Below are 17,745 nucleotides of genomic sequence, written 5' to 3'. Positions count from 1 at the left end.
GCAATTAGCGGTTGGAATGCGATTATAGAGGGCTAGATTCCTAAGGTCATCGCTTTTCCCATGTTACGACTGTTTACTGCATTTTTTTGCTGCTGGCTACTGGCCGGTTGTGGCCAGAAAGGGCCACTTGTGCTGCCCGAGCCTGAAGCCGTCAATCCGCCAGTCACGGAACACCCTGTCGCCCCCGAACCCAAACAGGAAAGCGACCCTCAGCAATAGGACACCGCCATGGACCATTTCAGTTATCACCAAGGACGCCTGATGGCTGAACAGGTCAGTGTTGCCGAACTGGCTGACCGCTATGGCACTCCCTGCTACATCTACTCCCGGGCTACCATCGAGCGCCACTGGCGCGCTTTTGATCGTGCCGTCGGCGATCACCCCCACCTCATCTGCTATGCGGTCAAAGCCAACAGCAACCTGGCGATCCTTAATCTACTGGCCCGTATGGGCAGCGGCTTCGACATCGTTTCCGGTGGCGAACTGGCTCGGGTGCTGGAAGCGGGGGGCGACCCCGCCAAAGTGGTGTTCTCCGGTGTCGGTAAGAGCGCCGACGAGATGCGACAGGCCCTGTCGGCCGGCATTCACTGCTTCAATGTGGAGTCCGAGCCGGAGCTGGAGCGCCTCAATGAGGTAGCCAAAGAGCTCGGCCTGATGGCGCCGGTGTCGCTTCGCATCAATCCCGATGTGGACGCTGGAACCCACCCCTACATCTCTACCGGCCTGAAACAAAACAAGTTTGGCATCCCCATGGCCCGGGCCGAAGCCGCCTTTGAGATGGCCCGCCAGCTGCCCCACATCGACATCAAGGGGGTGGATTGCCACATCGGCTCACAACTCACCACCCTGCCGCCGTTCCTGGCGGCGCTGGAGCGGTTGCTGGCACTGATCGATCGGCTCGAGCAACGGGGAATTCAGATTCAGCACCTGGATGTCGGCGGCGGTCTGGGAGTCAACTATGGTGACGAAAACCCGCCCCACCCGGATCAGTACGCCGCCGCGCTGCTGAAACAGCTAAAGGGCCGAGCATTGACCCTGATCTTCGAACCCGGACGGGCCATTATGGCCAATGCCGGCCTGCTGGTGACCCGGGTCGAGTACCTGAAGCAGGGGGAAGACCGGGACTTCGCGGTGGTGGATGCCGCCATGAATGATCTGCTGCGTCCCAGCCTCTACAGTGCCTGGCAGGCGATCATTGCGGTCACCCCCCGCCAGGGAACGCCGCGCCCCTACGACGTGGTCGGGCCGGTCTGCGAAACCGGAGATTTTCTCGGCAAGGACAGGTCTCTGGTGCTCGAGCCCGGCGACCTGCTGGCAGTTCGCAGCGCCGGGGCTTACGGCTTTGCCATGGCTTCCAACTACAACAGCCGCCCCAGGATCGCCGAGATTATGGCCGACGGCGACCAGGCCCAACTGATACGGGAACGAGAAACCATCAATCAATTGTGGCAAGGTGAGCACTTACTGCCGTAAACTAATCAAAAACTTAAATTCAAAAGTAGGACAGTGTCTTGATCCAGTTCTCCAAAATGCAGGGGTTAGGCAACGACTTCATGGTCGTCGATGCCGTCACTCAGAACCTCTATCTGTCTCCGGAACAGATCCGTCGCCTCGGCGATCGGCATTTTGGCGTGGGCTTCGATCAACTGCTGCTGGTGGAGCCCCCCTACGATCCCGATCTGGATTTTCATTACCGCATCTTCAATGCCGACGGCAGCGAAGTGGAAAATTGCGGCAATGGCGCCCGCTGCTTTGCCCGCTTCGTGCGAATGAAAGGGCTGACCAACAAGAATCACATCGGCGTCAGCACCCAGGCCGGCACCCTTAAACTGCGGCTGGTGCACGACGATCAGGTGACCGTCAACATGGGTCAACCGAAGTTTGAACCGGGTCAATTGCCGTTTCGAGCCAATAAGGTAGAGAAAACCTACCTGCTGCAAACCGATGATCAGATTCACCTCTGCGGCGCCGTCTCCATGGGCAACCCTCACTGTGTGCTGCAAGTGGACGATATCGACAGCACCGACGTCGCCGGCATCGGCGCAAAACTGAGTAAGCATGAGCGCTTTGCCAAAGGGGTGAACGTCGGCTTTATGCAGGTGCTGTCCGACTCCCACATCAGATTGAGAGTGTTTGAGCGGGGCGCCGGCGAAACCCTGGCCTGTGGCACTGGCGCCTGCGCCGCCGCCGTGATCGGCCAGCATCAGGGAATTCTGTCGCAAAAGGTGCGCGTTGATCTGCCAGGTGGTACCTTACACATTGAGTGGCCAGGCCATGGAAAGGCTGTAGAGATGACCGGGCCAGCCGTACACGTTTACGATGGTCAAATTGGATTATGAAACACGAACTCACCGACAGCCTTAACGATCTGAGCGCCAGCATGGTTAAAGAGTACCTGCTGGAGAACTCGGATTTTTTCATTCGCCACCCGGAGCTATTGCTGAGCCTGCGGATTCCCCATACCGAACGGGGCACCGTCTCCCTGATTGAGCACCAGCAGTTGAACCTGCGATCCCGCGTTCAGCAACTGGAGGAGGAGATCACCTCACTGTTGTCGGTGGCCTCCCGCAACGAAGACATCTACCGATTCTACAATCAGCTGTTCTTTGACCTGCTCAATACCCACAGCCTCGACGAGATCAACCGGGTACTGGTGGACAGTTTCAAGAGCCGCTTCCGGTTTGCCAAAGTCAGGCTGGCCATCACCGATCTGCAGGGGCAGTTCGAACAGCCTGAGCTCAACCTGATTCTGCGCCGTCGCCTCAACGAACAGGGCTACTACCTCGGCCGCCTACCGGCACAGGAGCAGAACCCGCTGGTGGCTCAGGACAACGGCTCGGTGGCTCTGGTGTGCATCGGCGATCGCAGCCAACCGGTAGCGCTGCTGGCCATCGCCTCCAACGACCCCAGCCACTTCTCCCCGGACATGGACACCATGATGCTGGATCAGGTGCGCCAGCTGTTGGCCTACAAGATTCCGCAACTGTTGCATGGATGAACCGCTGCGTCAGTTCGAACGCTACCTGCGCAGCGAACGTCAATATTCGCCTCATACCTGCCGCAACTACCTCAGAGAACTGAACCGATGTGCGCCTCTGCTGCAACAGCAGGAAGTGCAGCACTGGCAGAGCGTCAGCCACCCCCAGCTGCAGCAGCTGATCAGCAAACTGCACCGCCAGGGACTGTCGCCCCGCTCGCTGGCTCTGACCCTGTCGGCCCTGCGCCAGTTTTTTGATTTTCTGGTTCATACCGAGATCATGGACCACAACCCCGCCCGTCACCTCAGTGCTCCCAAGCAGGGCAAACCACTGCCGAAGAATCTGGATGTGGACCAGATGGAACAGCTGCTCAGCATCGACAGCGATGATCCCATCGCCGTGCGCGATCGGGCGATGATGGAGCTGTTTTACTCCAGCGGCCTTCGACTGGCGGAACTGGTGGCCATCGACATCGATCAGCTGGATCCCCAGGAAAAACAGGTGAGAGTCACGGGAAAAGGAGGCAAAACCCGGCTACTGCCGGTGACTGCGGTGGCCATTGAGTGGATAAACCGCTGGCTGGCGCTGCGCTCCGCGCTGACGACAGAGGCCGACGGGGCCCTGTTTGTTTCCAACCGTGGCACCCGCATCAGCCCACGCTCGGTGCAGGCCCGCCTGGCAAAATGGGGGCAGCAACAGGCCGTCGGCGCCCGGGTGCACCCCCATAAACTGCGTCACGCCTTCGCCACCCATATGCTGGAGTCGTCGCAGGATCTGCGTGCGGTCCAGGAGTTACTCGGACACGCCAACCTCAGCACCACCCAGGTCTATACCCACCTGGACTTCCAGCATCTGGCCGACGTCTACGACCAGGCCCACCCCAGAGCCAAAAAGCGCTCCTGACTCCTCAGTTAATGCGAATCTTGCTGTGACGCACCGGCTCCGGCCAGAGGGGACGGCCCTGCTCATCCAGCGGCAACCAGATCAGGCTGCCATTGGTTTCGTGTTCGGTTTTCTGGGCACACACCAGAGTACGACCGGACATCTCCAGCAGCGCGCCCTGAGAGTACTGGTGCCCCTGATACCAGCACACTGGCTGAATCTGGGTAGGTTGGGTGATCAAAACCGGATCGGTGACCGCCATGGCGATAGGAGAAAACAGCGACAGAAGCAGAAGAATAGCTGGCATGATACGAAATCCCTGGAAAGCAGTTACTTTGAGAGTATCCGACCCAGGAATCAGAAGCAAAATGAAGCGGTTTACACCAGGCCGTCGGACAGCATCAGCACCGCATTGATGACAAACGGAGTCAGGGCCAGGAACACACCGACGATCAGAATATACAGATGTGGCAAGCAGGGCTGGCGCATAACAGGCTCCGGAGGGGACTCTAAAAAGAATCAGATTCAAAACACACAATTTCAGTGTGAGCACTGTAGCGGATTCCCGAAAGCAGCCTTTGATCGAGATCAATGAAAAACCGGTTAGTTGAAATTCGTCACAGTTTTTCACTAATTGCCAGACAGCTCACTACCAGGACACCCAAAAGTCGAACTTTTGTGAGTTACACCAACAACTCTCGCCGAACGCAGATAATCCATAGGTTAAACAAAGGTTAAATCCCCAAGGTCACTTAAACTAACCCTAAAAGAACAGCCGACGAGTATGTGAACCAAAATGCGGGCCAAACTGTCTCAACCCCGGCGATAAAGGTATCAATGTGTGACAATCCTCTATGAATATCGTAAAAAAAACCTTTTTTATTCAACCACAAGTCACATTTAAGTGAACCATGGGTTAATAAGCGCTTAACAAGGAGATGTAGGTCAAATATCACTCCTATTTATCACTTCGGGGTCGGCGAACCTTGTCGAACTTCACATTTTTCCCTTCTGGGTACATAGACAATTCTGCCTGCCATTTTTGGCTCGTTTTACTGCCCTGACCAATGCCGGTCATTCGGTTGGGGCCAAAGCACTCGTCGCCCCTACTTCCGAGGAAAGATGATGAAACATAACAACACCAACCTGGAGCGCCGCGGTTTACTGAAAGCCCTGGCCATGGCTCCAGCTGCCGCCGGCGTGGCTGCCATTGCCACCCCAGCCGCAGCCACCTCGGCCAAAGCCGAAGCCAAGCACTCTGGCTACAAAGAAACCGACCACGTACGCAGCTACTACGCCAGCTTGCGCGGCCAGTAATCCAGGAGAGAATTGCGATGCAACTCAAACGTACCTCTACCGAAGTTAAGGTAGAAACCAAAAAAGGACTGGGCCTCAACCGTCGTCAGTTCCTGAAAAACGCCGGTGTCACTACCGGGGGCATTGCCGCCGCTTCCATGCTGGGCACCGGCATGATCCGTAAGGCACAAGCCTCGGGCCATCATGTGGATCACAACGCGCCCATCGAAGTAAAGCGCACCGTTTGCTCGGCCTGTGCTGTGGGCTGTGGTGTGTACGCCGAAGTACAGAACGGCGTTTGGGTCGGCCAGGAACCCGCCTTTGATCACCCGTTCAACCGCGGCGGTCACTGTGCCAAAGGCGCCGCCCTGCGCGAGCACGGCCACTCCAAGCTGCGGGTCAAATACCCAATGAAGCTGGAAGGCGGCAAGTGGAAGAAGCTGACCTGGGATCAGGCCATCGAAGAAGTTGGCAACCAGATGCTGAAGATTCGCGAGCAGTCCGGTCCGGATTCCGTGTACTTCATGGGCAGCGCCAAGTTCTCCAACGAAGGCTGTTACATGTACCGCAAGTTCGCGGCCATGTGGGGCACCAACAACGTTGACCACTCTGCCCGTATCTGTCACTCCACCACAGTAGCCGGTGTTGCCAACACCTGGGGCTACGGTGCAATGACCAACTCGTTCAACGACATCCGTCACGCAAACGCCATCTTCTTTATCGGTGCCAACCCTGCCGAAGCCCACCCGGTTTCCATGCAGCACATCCTCACCGCTAAAGAACGCAATAACGCCAAAATCATCGTTATTGACCCACGTTTCTCCCGTACGGCTGCTCACTCTGATCTGCACGTTGGCATTCGCCCAGGTACCGACATTCCGTTTATCTACGGCATGCTCAACGTCATCTTTGAAAACAACTGGCAGGACCAGACTTTCATCGACCAACGCGTCTGGGGCATGGACGACATCCGCAAGGAAGCCGCCAAGTGGCCTCTGAGCGAAGTGGCCGAAGTGTGTGGCATCGAAGAAGATCAGGTGTACCAGGCGGCGAAATTGATGGCGGAGAACCGTCCGGGTTCCGTCGTTTGGTGTATGGGTGGTACCCAGCACACCGTCGGTAACGCCAACACCCGTGCCTACTGTCTGCTACAGCTGGCGCTGGGCAACATGGGGCAGTCCGGTGGTGGTACCAACATCTTCCGTGGCCACGATAACGTTCAGGGCGCGACCGATCTGGGTCTGCTGTTTGACACCCTGCCAGGCTACTACGGTCTGTCTACCGGTGCCTGGAAGCACTGGAGCCACGTATGGGATCTGGACTTTGACTGGGTTCAAGGCCGTTTCGACCAGGGCGAGTACCTGGGCAAGAAGCCAATGACCACTCCTGGTATGCCGTGTTCCCGCTGGCACGACGGCGTTCTGGAAGACAAGACCAAGCTGGGCCAGAAAGACAACATCCGCATGGCGTTCTTCTGGGGCCAGTCGGTGAACACCGAAACCCGTCAGATGGAAGTGCGTAACGCACTGGATAAGATGGACACCGTTGTAGTGGTGGACCCTTACCCAACCATGGCCGGCGTGATGCACCGTCGTAAAGACGGCGTCTACCTGCTGCCAGCCTGTTCCCAGTTCGAAACCGAAGGTTCTCTGTCCAACTCCGGTCGCTCCGTACAGTGGCGTCAGCAGGTGGTTGAGCCTCTGTTTGAATCCAAGCCGGACCTGGAAATCATGTACCGCCTGGCGACCAAACTGGGCTTCGCTCAGCAGTTCACCAAGCGCATGCAGGTCAAGAACAACATGCCGGTTATCGAAGACGTAACCCGCGAGATCAACCGCGGCATGCTGACCATCGGTATGTCCGGCCAGTCTCCGGAGCGCATCAAGATGCACACCGAGAACTGGGGCACCTTCTCGCATGAGAACCTGCAAGCCGTCGGCGGCCCCGCCAAAGGCGAAACCTACGGTCTGCCTTGGCCATGTTGGGGCACCCCGGAGCAGAAGCACCCGGGTACCCACATCCTGTACGATACCTCCAAGCACGTCCTGCAGGGCGGCGGTAACTTCCGTGCCCGTTTCGGCGTCGAACACGACGGCGAAAACCTGCTGGCCGAAGGCTCCGCACCTAAGGGCAACGAGCTGGGTGACGGCCATCCGGAGTTCACCGCCGACATGCTGAAGCAGCTGGGCTGGTGGGACGAGCTGACCGCAGAGGAAAAAGCCGAAGCGGAAGGCCGTAACTGGAAGACCGATCTGTCCGGTGGTATCCATCGCGTCGCCATGAAGCACGGTTGTGTGCCGTTTGGTAACGCCAAGGCCCGCTGTAAAGTCTGGACCTTCCCAGACCCAATGCCGGTGCACCGTGAGCCGCTGTACACTCCCCGTCGCGACCTGATTGCCAAGTACCCAACCTACAACGACATGCAGGTTCATCGTCTGCCAACCCTGTACAAGACCATTCAGGACAAGGTGATTACCGACAACCTGGATAAGAAGTACCCACTAGCCATGACCTCCGGTCGTCTGGTGGAGTTCGAAGGTGGTGGTGAAGAGTCCCGTTCCAACCCATGGCTGGCCGAACTGCAGCAGGAGATGTTCATCGAGATCAACCCTGCCGATGCCGCCGATCGTGGTATCCGCAACGGGGATGATGTCTGGGTAGAGGGCGCCGAAGGCGCGCGCATCAAGGTGAAAGCCCTGGTCACCCCACGGGTGAAGCTAGGCGTAACCTGGATGCCTTACCACTTTGCCGGTGTCATGCACGACGTTGACCTGGTGTACCCAGATGGCACCAAGCCATACGTAGTAGGTGAGTCCGCGAACACCGCGCTGACCTATGGTTATGACCCGATCACTCAGATGCAGGAAACCAAGTCTTCCCTGTGTCAGATCGAGAAAGCGTAAGGTTTAGGGTAGGAGATAGCCACTATGGCAACTATGAAGTTTATGTGTGACACCAAGCGCTGCATCGAATGTAACGGCTGTGTCACCGCTTGTAAGAACGAAAACGACAACGCGCTGGAATGGGGCATTACCCGTCGTCGCGTAGTAACCATCAACGACGGTCAACGTGACGAAGCGTCTCTGTCCGTAGCCTGCATGCACTGTGCCGACGCACCGTGCATGGCGGTCTGCCCGGTGAACGTGTTCACCAAGACCGAAGACGGCATCGTACTGCACGACAAAGAGCGTTGCATCGGTTGTGGTTACTGCCTGTACGCCTGCCCATTTGGTGCGCCCCAGTTCCCGAAAAAGGCCGTATTCGGCTCCAAGGGCAAGATGGACAAGTGCACCTTCTGCGCCGGTGGTCCAGACACCGAAGCGGGCTCTGCCAAAGAGCAGGAACTGTACGGTGCCAACCGTCTGTCCGAAGGCAAACTGCCCATGTGCGCCGAAATGTGCTCCACCAAGGCCCTGCTGGCCGGTGATGCGGCCGTTGTGTCCGACATCTACCGTCAGCGTGTTGCCGAACGTGGCATGAAGCGTGGCACCTGGAACAAGTAATGAAATGGCGGGAAGCCCAGGCTTCCCGCGCTTTTCGGAGCACTGAAATGAAACAAATGATCAAAGCCCTGTTGCTGATGGTTGCCGTCATGCTTCCCGGGCTGGCCATGGCAGAAACGGCGGACACCGCCGCCGCCACCGCCAGTCAGTCGGAAGTTCTGTGGCAAGCGATGAAAGAGGGCGCGACCGGTTACACCACTTCCCAGAGTGAGTTCCATAACCAGCCGATCAACGTCTACGACGAACGCATCATTCCGCTGCGCAATGTCCTGATGGCCCCGGGCCTGATGGCGGCGCTGTTCGGCATGATCGCCATCTTCGTGCTGTTTATCATGGTCAATGGCATCTCCAAACTGCATGGCGGCTTTTCCGGCAAGATGGTACACCGCTGGTCCAAGCGCGATGTGGCGATCCACTGGCTGGGCGCCATCCCCTGCATTCTGCTGATCCTCACCGGTCTGATGCTGATTGCCGGTAAGTTCTTCGTTGAGCCTATCCTGGGTCAGGCGGCCTTCGCCTCCATGATGGCCGTTGCCAAGCCGGTTCACGACTACATGGCCTTCCCGTTCATGGCGGGCTGGTTGCTGATGACCCTGCTGTGGGCCAAGAACCAGATTCCGGCCAAGTACGACATCGCCTGGTTTATGGTGGTGGGCGGTTACATCAACTTTGGTCCGTTTAAGGGTAAGCACCCGGATGCGGGCTTTGCCAACGCCGGTGAGAAACTGTGGTTCTGGGCCTTCGCCCTGTTCGGCCTGGTGATCTCCATCTCCGGTGTGGTGCTGATGTTCCCTCAGTATGTTGAGCCAAGCCGTACCCTGAGCCTGCTGGCGATCATCGCCCACGGCCTGTCGGCGATCGTCCTCTGCGCCTTCTCCATCGTTCACATCTTCATGGCGACCGTCATGTCCGAAGGTGGCATGGACTGCATGGTGTCCGGTTACTGTGATGAGAACTGGGCCAAGCAGCACCACAACCTGTGGTTCGACGAGATCAAAGCCAACGGCACCCTGAAGTACAAAGAAGACTAACCTCTTCACTTCAGAACTCTGAACTCGAATAAGCCCCAACTCCGGTCGGGGCTTTTTTATGACAGCGAGCCGGTGGTGCTTAACCGCACCCGCAACGCCTTCCGGTTTGACGAGATCAACGCCAACGGCACCCTGAAGTACAAAGAGTTACCGGTCGACAAGAAATGGTCAAAACCGGTGACGCAGCGGAATAACCACCGAATTGGGAGCCACCCGGCCATCGATGCACTCACCAGAGCGCAGCGGCGTATCGATTCGATAGCTGTACTCGGCCTCAACCTGCTGCCGCCACTGTCCCGGTAACCAATAACCGTTGTCCACTGCCTTGGGCACCAAGCCAGCCCTAGCCCCACGACCACCAGAGCCAACGGACTGACCCGACTCATCCAGCTCCAGGCTCCACAGCGCCGCGGCCGACACCATGGCCACCGTCACCGCACCCAGCGCCAACCGCCACCGCCCCCGGTCGCGGCCCAAAGGGGCATGGTACTCCTCATGGGGCAGTTGCAACCATTGGTAACCCTGGGTCTGGCAGGTCTTCAAATACAACGGCGCCCGATAATCGTCATCGAAGGCACGACGAATGTCCGCCACCACCCGCCGCAATGCCGAATCACTGACCACCCGACCAGGCCAGCCATGATGCAGCAGAGATTGATGGGAGAGCGCCTGGTTGGGGTGGGTCAGAAAGTATTCCAGCAGCAATGCCGCTTTGGGGCTGAGTCGATAACGTCGCCGATCCGGCCCGAGGACGCAGGCCTGACGAACCCAAAAGGCGTAGTCACCGCTCACCAACACTCGTTCGTCCATCCTTGGACCTCCGCAACCACTGATCTGCTCTCTCAATCTTAGACGCCGACAGGCCTTCCCTGGATGAAAATCCTGTAAGCATTTCGACATGACAGGCTACAGATACAGCTTTAACCCTATGTTTTGTGTGGTTTGCCACAGCAAAACCCTGCTCACCATCACAGCGCTGACCACAAAGTGAAGCCAAATGGATCACAGATCTGACCATTTTTATCTTAACGGTACAAAGTTTCGGAAACCGCTCACAGATTGCCATTGCCCGGGTACACTAGACTGCGGTTAATTCCTTGAAGCCAGAGAGTCCACGATGTCGCTCGCAGAACGTGCCCTAAACAACGCCGCTATTCGAGAAACGGCCAAGATCACCACCCCTACCTGGATGCTAAACAGTCTGGAGCGGGTGATGGAGTACTACACCGAGCGGCACCTGTGTCTCGATACCCAGGCGTGCGACACCATGCCGGCCCCCATGCCGGGACGCAAATACATGCTGTATGCCCATGTACCGTTCTGCCATACCCTGTGCAGCTTCTGTACCTTCCACCGTTTCCTGTTTAAGGAAGACAAGGCCCGGGCCTACTTCCACTCCCTGCGCGCCGAGATGGACATGGCTAAGGCGCTGGGATACGACTTCGAGGAGCTGTACATCGGTGGCGGTACCACCACGGTACTAGTTGATGAATTAGCCAAAACCATTGAGCACGCCCGCAAGCTGTTCCCCTCCATCAAGCAGGTCTCCTGTGAGTCGGATCCTCTGCACCTGACCTCTATGGAGTTCACCCAACTGCACGGTTTGGTGGACCGTCTTTCTGTGGGGGTACAAAGCTTTGATCGGGATATTCTGGCCAGAACCGATCGGCTGGAGAAGTTCGGCGAGCCGGAAGTGATCTACGAAAAACTGGCCCGGGCCAAAGAGAACTTTCCCATCCTCAGCGTGGATATGATCTTTGGCTTCGCCGGTCAGACCCAGGATGTGATTCGCAAGGACATGGAGACTCTGGTGCGGCTGGCACCGACCCAGATCACCACCTATCCGCTGATGGTCACCCACCAGACCCGCAAGAGTGCCAAGGGGACCCTGGCCAACAACGATCAGGACATCGCCCGCGACTACGAGCTGATCCTCAACACCCTCAACGGCCACTACGACCAGATGACCGCCTGGTCCTTTGGCAAGAAAGCAGATCAGAGCTTCGACGAGTACGTGGTCAACTACGACGACTATCTGGGCGTCGGCTCAGGCAGCTTCAGTTTCCTGCACGACACCCTGTACGTGAACAGCTTCTCGCTGCGCAAGTACCAGGAGAAGATCGCCGCCGGCAAGATGGGGGTGGAGTCCTCCAAGTACTACAACGAGAAAGCCGTCATGCAGTACCGCTTCCTGCTGAACCTGTTCGGAGGCCGCCTGTCCAAGTCCTACTTCAAGGACAACTTTGGTAAAAGCCTGTGGGGCGGGCTGACCAAGGAGATGGCCTTTATGAAAGCCACCGGCGGACTGATTCAGGATCCCAGCGACCCGGATAAGCTGCAAGCCACCCCGAACGGCCTGATGATGGGCGTGCTGATGATGAAGAACTTCTACGCCGGTATGGACAACGTCCGTGCCGAACTGCGGCGGCCACTGAAGGCCGGTGACATGTAAACCGGGCCATTGCCGCAGCAGACAAAGGGCGACTTCATCGCCCTTTGTTGATCCTGGCACTAGCGCAACCTGTCCGGGTCGTTGATATACTCGGGGTCAACATTTGCCGACAGTAACTCACTCATGGCCCGAATACTGACCATCGCCAACCTCAACTGCGATCACATTCTGCGACTGAGCCGTCCCTTGACCACCGGCGCCAGAATTCATTATGAAGACCTGGGTAAACGGATTGGCGGCGGCGCTGCCAACACCGGTACCGCCCTGGCCTGGGCCGGCCATCAGGTCGCCCTGCTAAGCCAGGTCGGCTCAGATGATCTCGGTGACTGGCTGCTTCAACAAGCCGAACAACTGGGACTGGACTGCCAGCAGGTACACCGCCATCCTGGCCCGACCCAGGCATTGCAGCTATTGATGGAACCGGATGGCGAGCGCACCATTTTACGCCCGAACCGGCCACGACTGCTGCTGCCCGCCAGCCTCAGCCATCAGCCGATGGACGCTCTGTACGTCAACCTGACCGCCGAAGGTCTGCCCCAGCTGATGCAATCGGCGCTGCAACAGGCTACCGTCATTGCCCAGTTACCCAAGGATCTCAGCCGCCGCCCCTGCCACTACCTGATCACCTCGGTGGACGACCTGGGGCAACATCACATCGAGGATCCCTGGCAATTTGGCCAGCAGATCGCCGGTGGCAGTTTACAGGCCTTTATCGTCACCCAGGGCGAAAACGGTGCCATCGCCTATACTCAAGATGGCAGTTTTTCGGTGGCAGCGATGGCGACTGAGGTGGTGGACACCACAGGGGCCGGTGATGCCTACGCAGCTGGACTTATCGACGGCCTGCTGAGGCAACAGGATCTGCAGCACGCCATGGAGCAGGGCGCCCGTTGGGCTTCCTTTGCCCTTCAGAGTGCCAGCTCTATCCCTTCCGAAAAGCTAAGGAGTTTCCTCAAACACACTCAAGGATGAGCTTATGGCATTTCACCTTCGGAGGATCGCCCGTCACGGCTATCAGCGGCTAATCGGCTTGCTGCTGCTGCTGGTAGCGGTTAATGCGCTGCTGCACCCCCCTTCCGGTGAGCTGATGAGCTGGGTGCCAATGCTGATTCTTCTGGGCTTATCGGCTCTGCTGGCAAAGCCACTGGCCACCCTAAGGGGCCCCGGCTGGCAACTGCCGGTGCAAACGCTGGCCGCCGGGGCGTTCATCGCCCTGCATCAAGTGAGCATCGGCACTGGCAACCTCACTACCCTGATCCTCACCGATGCCGTGATCATTCTCACCAGTGCCATCACCCTGTACACCCGGCCTGTGGCGATTATGGCACTGTTGACGCCACTGCTGCTGCCACTGGTGAACGCCCTGACCACTACATCCCCCTTCCCCTGGTATGCCCTGACCCTGCTGGCCATCAGCATGGTGGTGGCCCAGCAGGTGCAGCACACCCTGTGGCGCTGGAGCCACCTCAGCCGGCGCCAGCAAGAACGCTATCGCAAGCTGCAACAACTGATGAATCAAAAGTCGGATCAGGATGGGCTCACCGGCATCACCAACCGCAACCGCTTTGACCAGCGCCTTCGACAACTGGTGGCAGAAAATCGCCGTACCCATAACCCTCTGACCCTGGTAATGCTGGATGTGGATTACTTCCGCAGCTACAACGACCATTATGGCCATAAGGCCGGCGACCGCTGCCTGAAAGGCCTGGCCAAGCTGATGGTGCACTGCAGCCGCCGACAGACAGACGTCATTGCCCGCTACGGCGGAGAAGAGTTCGCCATTTTGTTGCCCGCCACCGATAAAGGCGGCGCCGAACGTCTGCTCAGACAACTGCGCACCGAGGTGGCAGAAGCCGCAGTGGCTCACAACCACTCCCCCATCAGCAACACCATCACCCTCAGCGCCGGCGTGGCCCAGTGGACTCCGGGGCAGGGCGCCGACGCTCTGGTAGAGCAAGCGGGAAAAGCCCTGAACCAGGCAAAACTTGAAGGGCGCAACCGCTATGTAATCGCCTGAAACAACAAGCCCGCCGAAGCGGGCTTGAAACCGAACAGGGCCGGTTACATATTCGGGTAGTTGGGACCTGAGCCGCCCTCCGGAACGACCCAGGTGATGTTCTGACTGGGGTCCTTGATGTCACAGGTTTTACAATGGATGCAGTTCTGGCCATTGATGACAAACTGATCCTCTCCCCCTTCCGAGACCACCTCGTACACGCCGGCAGGGCAGTAACGCTGCGCTGGCTCACCGTAACGGGCCAGATTCACCTTAATGGGAATGCTGGCGTCCGCCAGTTTCAGGTGGCAGGGCTGATCCTCTTCGTGGAAGGTGTTGGACAGATACACCGAACTGAGCCGATCAAAACTGAGTTTGCCATCCGGCTTGGGATACTCAATCACCCTGGCCTGGGACAACGGCTGCATGCCGTCGTAATCGTCACTGGTGTCATGCAGAGTAAACGGCAGCTTACCGCCGAACCAGTTCTGATCCAGATAGTTGAATGCCCCGCCCGCCAGCGAGCCGAACTTGTGCATGGCCGGCCCAAAGTTACGGGCTCGATACAGCTCATCATAGAGCCAGGATTGCTGAACGGCCTCGGCGTACTGCGCCAGATCATCGCCACCGGCGTGGGAGTCGGTCAGCACCCCGGCCAGCACCTCGGCGGCCACCATGCCCGACTTCATGGCGGTATGGGTGCCCTTGATTTTGGCGAAGTTCAGGGTACCGGCGTCACACCCCAGCAACAGTCCACCAGGGAAATGCTGTTTCGGCAGGGCATTGAGCCCCCCCTTGGTGATGGCCCTGGCGCCATAGGCAACCCGCTCTCCGCCCTGCAGGTGTTGAGCAATTACGCCATGGGTCTTGTAGCGCTGAAACTCGTCAAACGGCGACAGGTGGGGGTTGCTGTAGTTCAGATCAATGATCAGCCCCACCCACACCTCATGGTTATCGGCGTGATAGAGATAACCACCGCCGCTGCCCTCGCCATCCAGCGGCCAACCGGCGGTGTGCACCACCTGGCCAGGACGGTGCTGGTCGGCAGGTACCTTCCAGATCTCCTTAAAACCGATGCCATAATGCTGGGGATCGGCACCCTGACTCAGCCGGTACTGGCTGATCACCTGCTTGCCCAGATGGCCTCGACACCCTTCCGACAACAGGGTGTATTTGCCCCGCAGTTCCATCCCCGGCATGTAGCTGTCTTTGTGCTCGCCATCGGCGCCCACCCCCATGTCACCGGTGGTGATCCCTTTGACCACGCCCTGCTCGATGATCAGCTCAGATGCAGCAAAACCCGGATAGATCTCCACCCCCAGTGCTTCGGCCTGCTCCGCCAGCCAGCGGCACAGATTACCGATACTGGTGATGTAGTTGCCGTGGTTGTGCATGGTTTTAGGCACCAGGGCATTGGGGAAGTGCTTGGCAGAGTCTGCCTTGAGCAGGTAGATGTCATCGCCGGTAACCGGCGTATTCAGCGGAGCCCCCAGAGCCTGCCAGTCGGGCAGCAGTTCATCCAGGGCCCGGGGTTCAAACACCGCACCGGACAGAATGTGGGCCCCGACCTCAGCGCCCTTCTCGACCACACAGAGGTTCAGGTCGGCATTGAGTTGTTTCAGGCGGATCGCACTGGCAAGCCCGGCAGGGCCGGCGCCGACAACGACCACGTCAAATTCCATTGATTCGCGTTCCATCTTGTTATTCCTTTGTCGTTCTTATCTCCCTAATGCCTCCTAGCTTACTGCATAACGACAAAAATTAAACGCGCGTTTGGTTGAAAAGCCACCGTTAGCTGTTCCTACCAGTTGTTTCATTTTTCACCGTTATAGCAAAACAGGATTCACAACAGCATCAATTCTGTGATCCAGCCACATTGTTGTTGTTGAACATAATGGATTAAACTTAGCGGAAGTTGTGAACCGAGCTTGACCGACCTAAGTGAATATATGGTCTTCAAGCCGTGGCATACCGCCACCAGGGTAACGCAGAGAAATCTCGCTACCTCCCGTGTTTGGAAAGGTGACACATGACAGAACTCCAAGACCGCTATGGTCGAGAATTTCATTACCTGCGTCTCTCCATTACCGACGCCTGTAATTTCAAATGCCAATACTGCCTGCCCGATGGCTATCAGCGCAGTGGCAAATCCCGCTTTTTGTCCGTGGACGAGATCGGCCGGGTTATCCGGGCGTTCGCCACTGTCGGCACCCGCAAGATTCGCATCACCGGCGGGGAACCCACCCTGCGCAAAGACTTCGATCAGGTCATTGAACTGGCTGCCAACACCCCGGGCATCGACACCGTCGCCACCACCACCAATGGCTACCGGCTGCCGGAGAACGCTCATCGCTGGCGTCAACTGGGGCTGAGTCAGATCAACGTCTCCCTCGACAGCCTGGATGAAAAGCTGTTTCGACAGATCACCGGCGATGGCCGCCAGCAAAAAGTGCTCGATGGCATTGAGGCGGCGCTGGACGCCGACTACCACAAGGTCAAAATCAATGTGGTACTGCTGAACGAACTCAACGCTCACCAGCTGCCGAACTTCCTGGAATACATTCGCCGGCGCCCGGTGGACATCCGCTTTATCGAACTGATGGAAACCGGACTGGGGCAGGAGTATTTCCAGCGTCACCACGTCTCCGGCATGGTGATCAAGCAGCAGCTGTTGGCACAGGGGTGGACCGAAGACCCTCGGGGACCGGTTGACGGCCCGGCACAAAACTTCAGTCACCCGGATTATCAGGGCCGCATCGGCCTGATCATGCCCTACGCCAAAGATTTCTGTGCCACCTGCAACCGTTTACGGGTCTCCGCCATCGGCAAACTGCACCTGTGTCTGTTCACCGAATGTGGCGTGGAACTGCGGGACCTGCTGGGGCACGATGATCATCAGGCGGCGCTGGTCGCCCGCCTGCATCAACAGCTGAAACAGAAAACCGAGACTCACCAGCTGCATCAGGGCCTGACCGGCGTCACCCAGCATCTGGCGTCGATAGGCGGCTAACTGATCCAGCGCAACTAACCGAATTCAGTCGTCCATATACTAGGGCGCTAAACCAACAAAGAGACACCATTATGGGACACCTGTCACAAGCTAATTTTGTACCTCTGAACATCGCCGTTCTGACCCTGTCCGATACCCGCGATTTCGACACCGACAAATCCGGCCAGTTTCTGGAAGACTCGTTGCTGGCTGCCGGCCACAAGCTGGCGGATCGCCGCATCATCAAGGACGACAAGTACCAGATTCGCGCCGTCCTGTCCGAGTGGATCGCCTCCGACAACGTGCAGGTGGTGATCACCACCGGCGGTACCGGCTTCACCGAGCGCGACTCCACCCCGGAGTCTGTGGCAGTACTGTTCGACAAGCAGATCGAAGGCTTTGGCGAGCTGTTCCGCCACATCACCTTTACCGAACTGGGCACCAGCACCGTCCAGAGCCGCGCCATTGGCGGCATGGCCAACCGTACCGCCATCTTCTGCCTGCCCGGCTCCACCGGCGCCTGCCGCACCGGCTGGAACAAGATTCTGGTGGAGCAGCTGGACAGCACCCACAAGCCGTGCAACTTCGTTACCCACCTGAAACCGGTTGAGGCCTGAA

General features: G+C 58.0%; 17 protein-coding genes and 1 riboswitch. Of the genes, 14 read left to right on the top strand and 3 right to left on the bottom strand.

Annotated features, from left to right (window positions below):
- Positions 1-60: 60 nt before the first annotated feature.
- Genes lptM through xerC form a run of 5 tightly spaced genes read left to right on the top strand, consistent with a single transcriptional unit; the run spans position 61 to position 3,881 of the window.
- Positions 61-219: an LPS translocon maturation chaperone LptM gene (gene lptM / locus BLT77_RS20625; protein WP_143026525.1), complete on the top strand. Its 159-nt coding sequence runs from the start codon at positions 61-63 to the stop codon at positions 217-219.
- Positions 220-228: 9 nt separating this feature from the next.
- Positions 229-1,473 (top strand): diaminopimelate decarboxylase, encoded by a 1,245-nt coding sequence (gene lysA, locus BLT77_RS00775; protein ID WP_090360330.1) that lies wholly within the window; start codon positions 229-231, stop codon positions 1,471-1,473.
- Positions 1,474-1,511: 38 nt separating this feature from the next.
- Positions 1,512-2,339: a diaminopimelate epimerase gene (gene dapF, locus BLT77_RS00770; RefSeq protein ID WP_090360323.1), complete on the top strand. Its 828-nt coding sequence runs from the start codon at positions 1,512-1,514 to the stop codon at positions 2,337-2,339.
- On the top strand, positions 2,336-2,998 hold the full coding sequence (locus BLT77_RS00765) for a DUF484 family protein (RefSeq protein ID WP_090360319.1): 663 nt from the start codon (positions 2,336-2,338) through the stop codon (positions 2,996-2,998). Before dapF ends, BLT77_RS00765 begins: the two co-directional genes overlap by 4 nt.
- A complete protein-coding gene (gene xerC, locus BLT77_RS00760) occupies positions 2,991-3,881 on the top strand; it encodes a tyrosine recombinase XerC (protein WP_090360315.1) in 891 nt (296 codons plus the stop codon). The genes BLT77_RS00765 and xerC overlap by 8 nt, the downstream gene beginning before the upstream one ends.
- 4 nt (positions 3,882-3,885) lie before the next feature.
- Here the strand turns inward: xerC and BLT77_RS00755 are convergent, their stop codons facing one another.
- Entirely contained in the window at positions 3,886-4,167 is a 282-nt protein-coding gene (locus BLT77_RS00755) for a DUF1496 domain-containing protein (protein ID WP_090360310.1), read from the bottom strand.
- A gap of 815 nt (positions 4,168-4,982) precedes the next feature.
- Between BLT77_RS00755 and BLT77_RS00750 the strand changes: the two genes are divergently transcribed.
- From BLT77_RS00750 to BLT77_RS00735, 4 genes are read left to right on the top strand one after another with little or no spacing between them, the layout of a single operon-like run.
- A complete protein-coding gene (locus BLT77_RS00750; protein WP_342707499.1) occupies positions 4,983-5,177 on the top strand; it encodes a twin-arginine translocation signal domain-containing protein in 195 nt (64 codons plus the stop codon).
- Between the two features lie 17 nt (positions 5,178-5,194).
- The gene (locus BLT77_RS00745; protein WP_090360301.1) at positions 5,195-8,059 is read left to right on the top strand and encodes a formate dehydrogenase subunit alpha; all 2,865 of its coding nucleotides are present in this window, start codon (positions 5,195-5,197) and stop codon (positions 8,057-8,059) included.
- A gap of 24 nt (positions 8,060-8,083) precedes the next feature.
- A complete protein-coding gene (gene fdh3B, locus BLT77_RS00740) occupies positions 8,084-8,659 on the top strand; it encodes a formate dehydrogenase FDH3 subunit beta (protein WP_090360297.1) in 576 nt (191 codons plus the stop codon).
- Positions 8,660-8,715: 56 nt separating this feature from the next.
- Positions 8,716-9,690 carry a formate dehydrogenase subunit gamma gene (locus tag BLT77_RS00735; RefSeq protein ID WP_090361315.1) on the top strand — a complete coding sequence of 325 codons (975 nt, stop codon included), beginning with the start codon at positions 8,716-8,718 and terminating at the stop codon, positions 9,688-9,690.
- Between the two features lie 168 nt (positions 9,691-9,858).
- Here BLT77_RS00735 and BLT77_RS00730 read toward each other — a convergent pair whose 3' ends face one another.
- Positions 9,859-10,500: a winged helix-turn-helix domain-containing protein gene (locus BLT77_RS00730; protein WP_176819149.1), complete on the bottom strand. Its 642-nt coding sequence runs from the start codon at positions 10,498-10,500 to the stop codon at positions 9,859-9,861.
- Between the two features lie 307 nt (positions 10,501-10,807).
- On the opposite strand from BLT77_RS00730, the gene BLT77_RS00725 reads away from it, so the two are divergent.
- From BLT77_RS00725 to BLT77_RS00715, 3 genes are all read left to right on the top strand, one after another.
- Entirely contained in the window at positions 10,808-12,142 is a 1,335-nt protein-coding gene (locus BLT77_RS00725; RefSeq protein WP_090360290.1) for a coproporphyrinogen III oxidase family protein, read from the top strand.
- Positions 12,143-12,265: 123 nt separating this feature from the next.
- On the top strand, positions 12,266-13,114 hold the full coding sequence (locus BLT77_RS00720) for a PfkB family carbohydrate kinase (protein ID WP_090360286.1): 849 nt from the start codon (positions 12,266-12,268) through the stop codon (positions 13,112-13,114).
- Positions 13,115-13,118: 4 nt separating this feature from the next.
- Positions 13,119-14,159: a GGDEF domain-containing protein gene (locus tag BLT77_RS00715; RefSeq protein ID WP_090360282.1), complete on the top strand. Its 1,041-nt coding sequence runs from the start codon at positions 13,119-13,121 to the stop codon at positions 14,157-14,159.
- A 44-nt stretch (positions 14,160-14,203) separates the two neighbouring features.
- On the opposite strand, the gene BLT77_RS00710 is transcribed toward BLT77_RS00715, so the two are convergent.
- A complete protein-coding gene (locus BLT77_RS00710; RefSeq protein ID WP_090360279.1) occupies positions 14,204-15,835 on the bottom strand; it encodes an electron transfer flavoprotein-ubiquinone oxidoreductase in 1,632 nt (543 codons plus the stop codon).
- Positions 15,836-16,046: 211 nt separating this feature from the next.
- Positions 16,047-16,179: riboswitch (molybdenum cofactor riboswitch) on the top strand.
- Here BLT77_RS00710 and moaA point away from each other — a divergent pair.
- Positions 16,168-17,148, top strand: a complete 981-nt coding sequence (gene moaA, locus BLT77_RS00705; protein WP_090360274.1) for a GTP 3',8-cyclase MoaA — start codon at positions 16,168-16,170, stop codon at positions 17,146-17,148. (Overlaps the previous riboswitch by 12 nt.)
- A 71-nt stretch (positions 17,149-17,219) precedes the next feature.
- Positions 17,220-17,744, top strand: coding sequence for a molybdenum cofactor biosynthesis protein B (gene moaB / locus BLT77_RS00700; RefSeq protein ID WP_090360269.1), 525 nt, complete (start codon positions 17,220-17,222; stop codon positions 17,742-17,744).
- The last annotated feature ends 1 nt before the right edge of the window (position 17,745 follow it).

Source organism: Ferrimonas sediminum (genome assembly GCF_900100175.1).
Lineage (GTDB): Bacteria > Pseudomonadota > Gammaproteobacteria > Enterobacterales > Shewanellaceae > Ferrimonas > Ferrimonas sediminum.
This window is presented reverse-complemented; position numbering and strand designations above follow the sequence as displayed.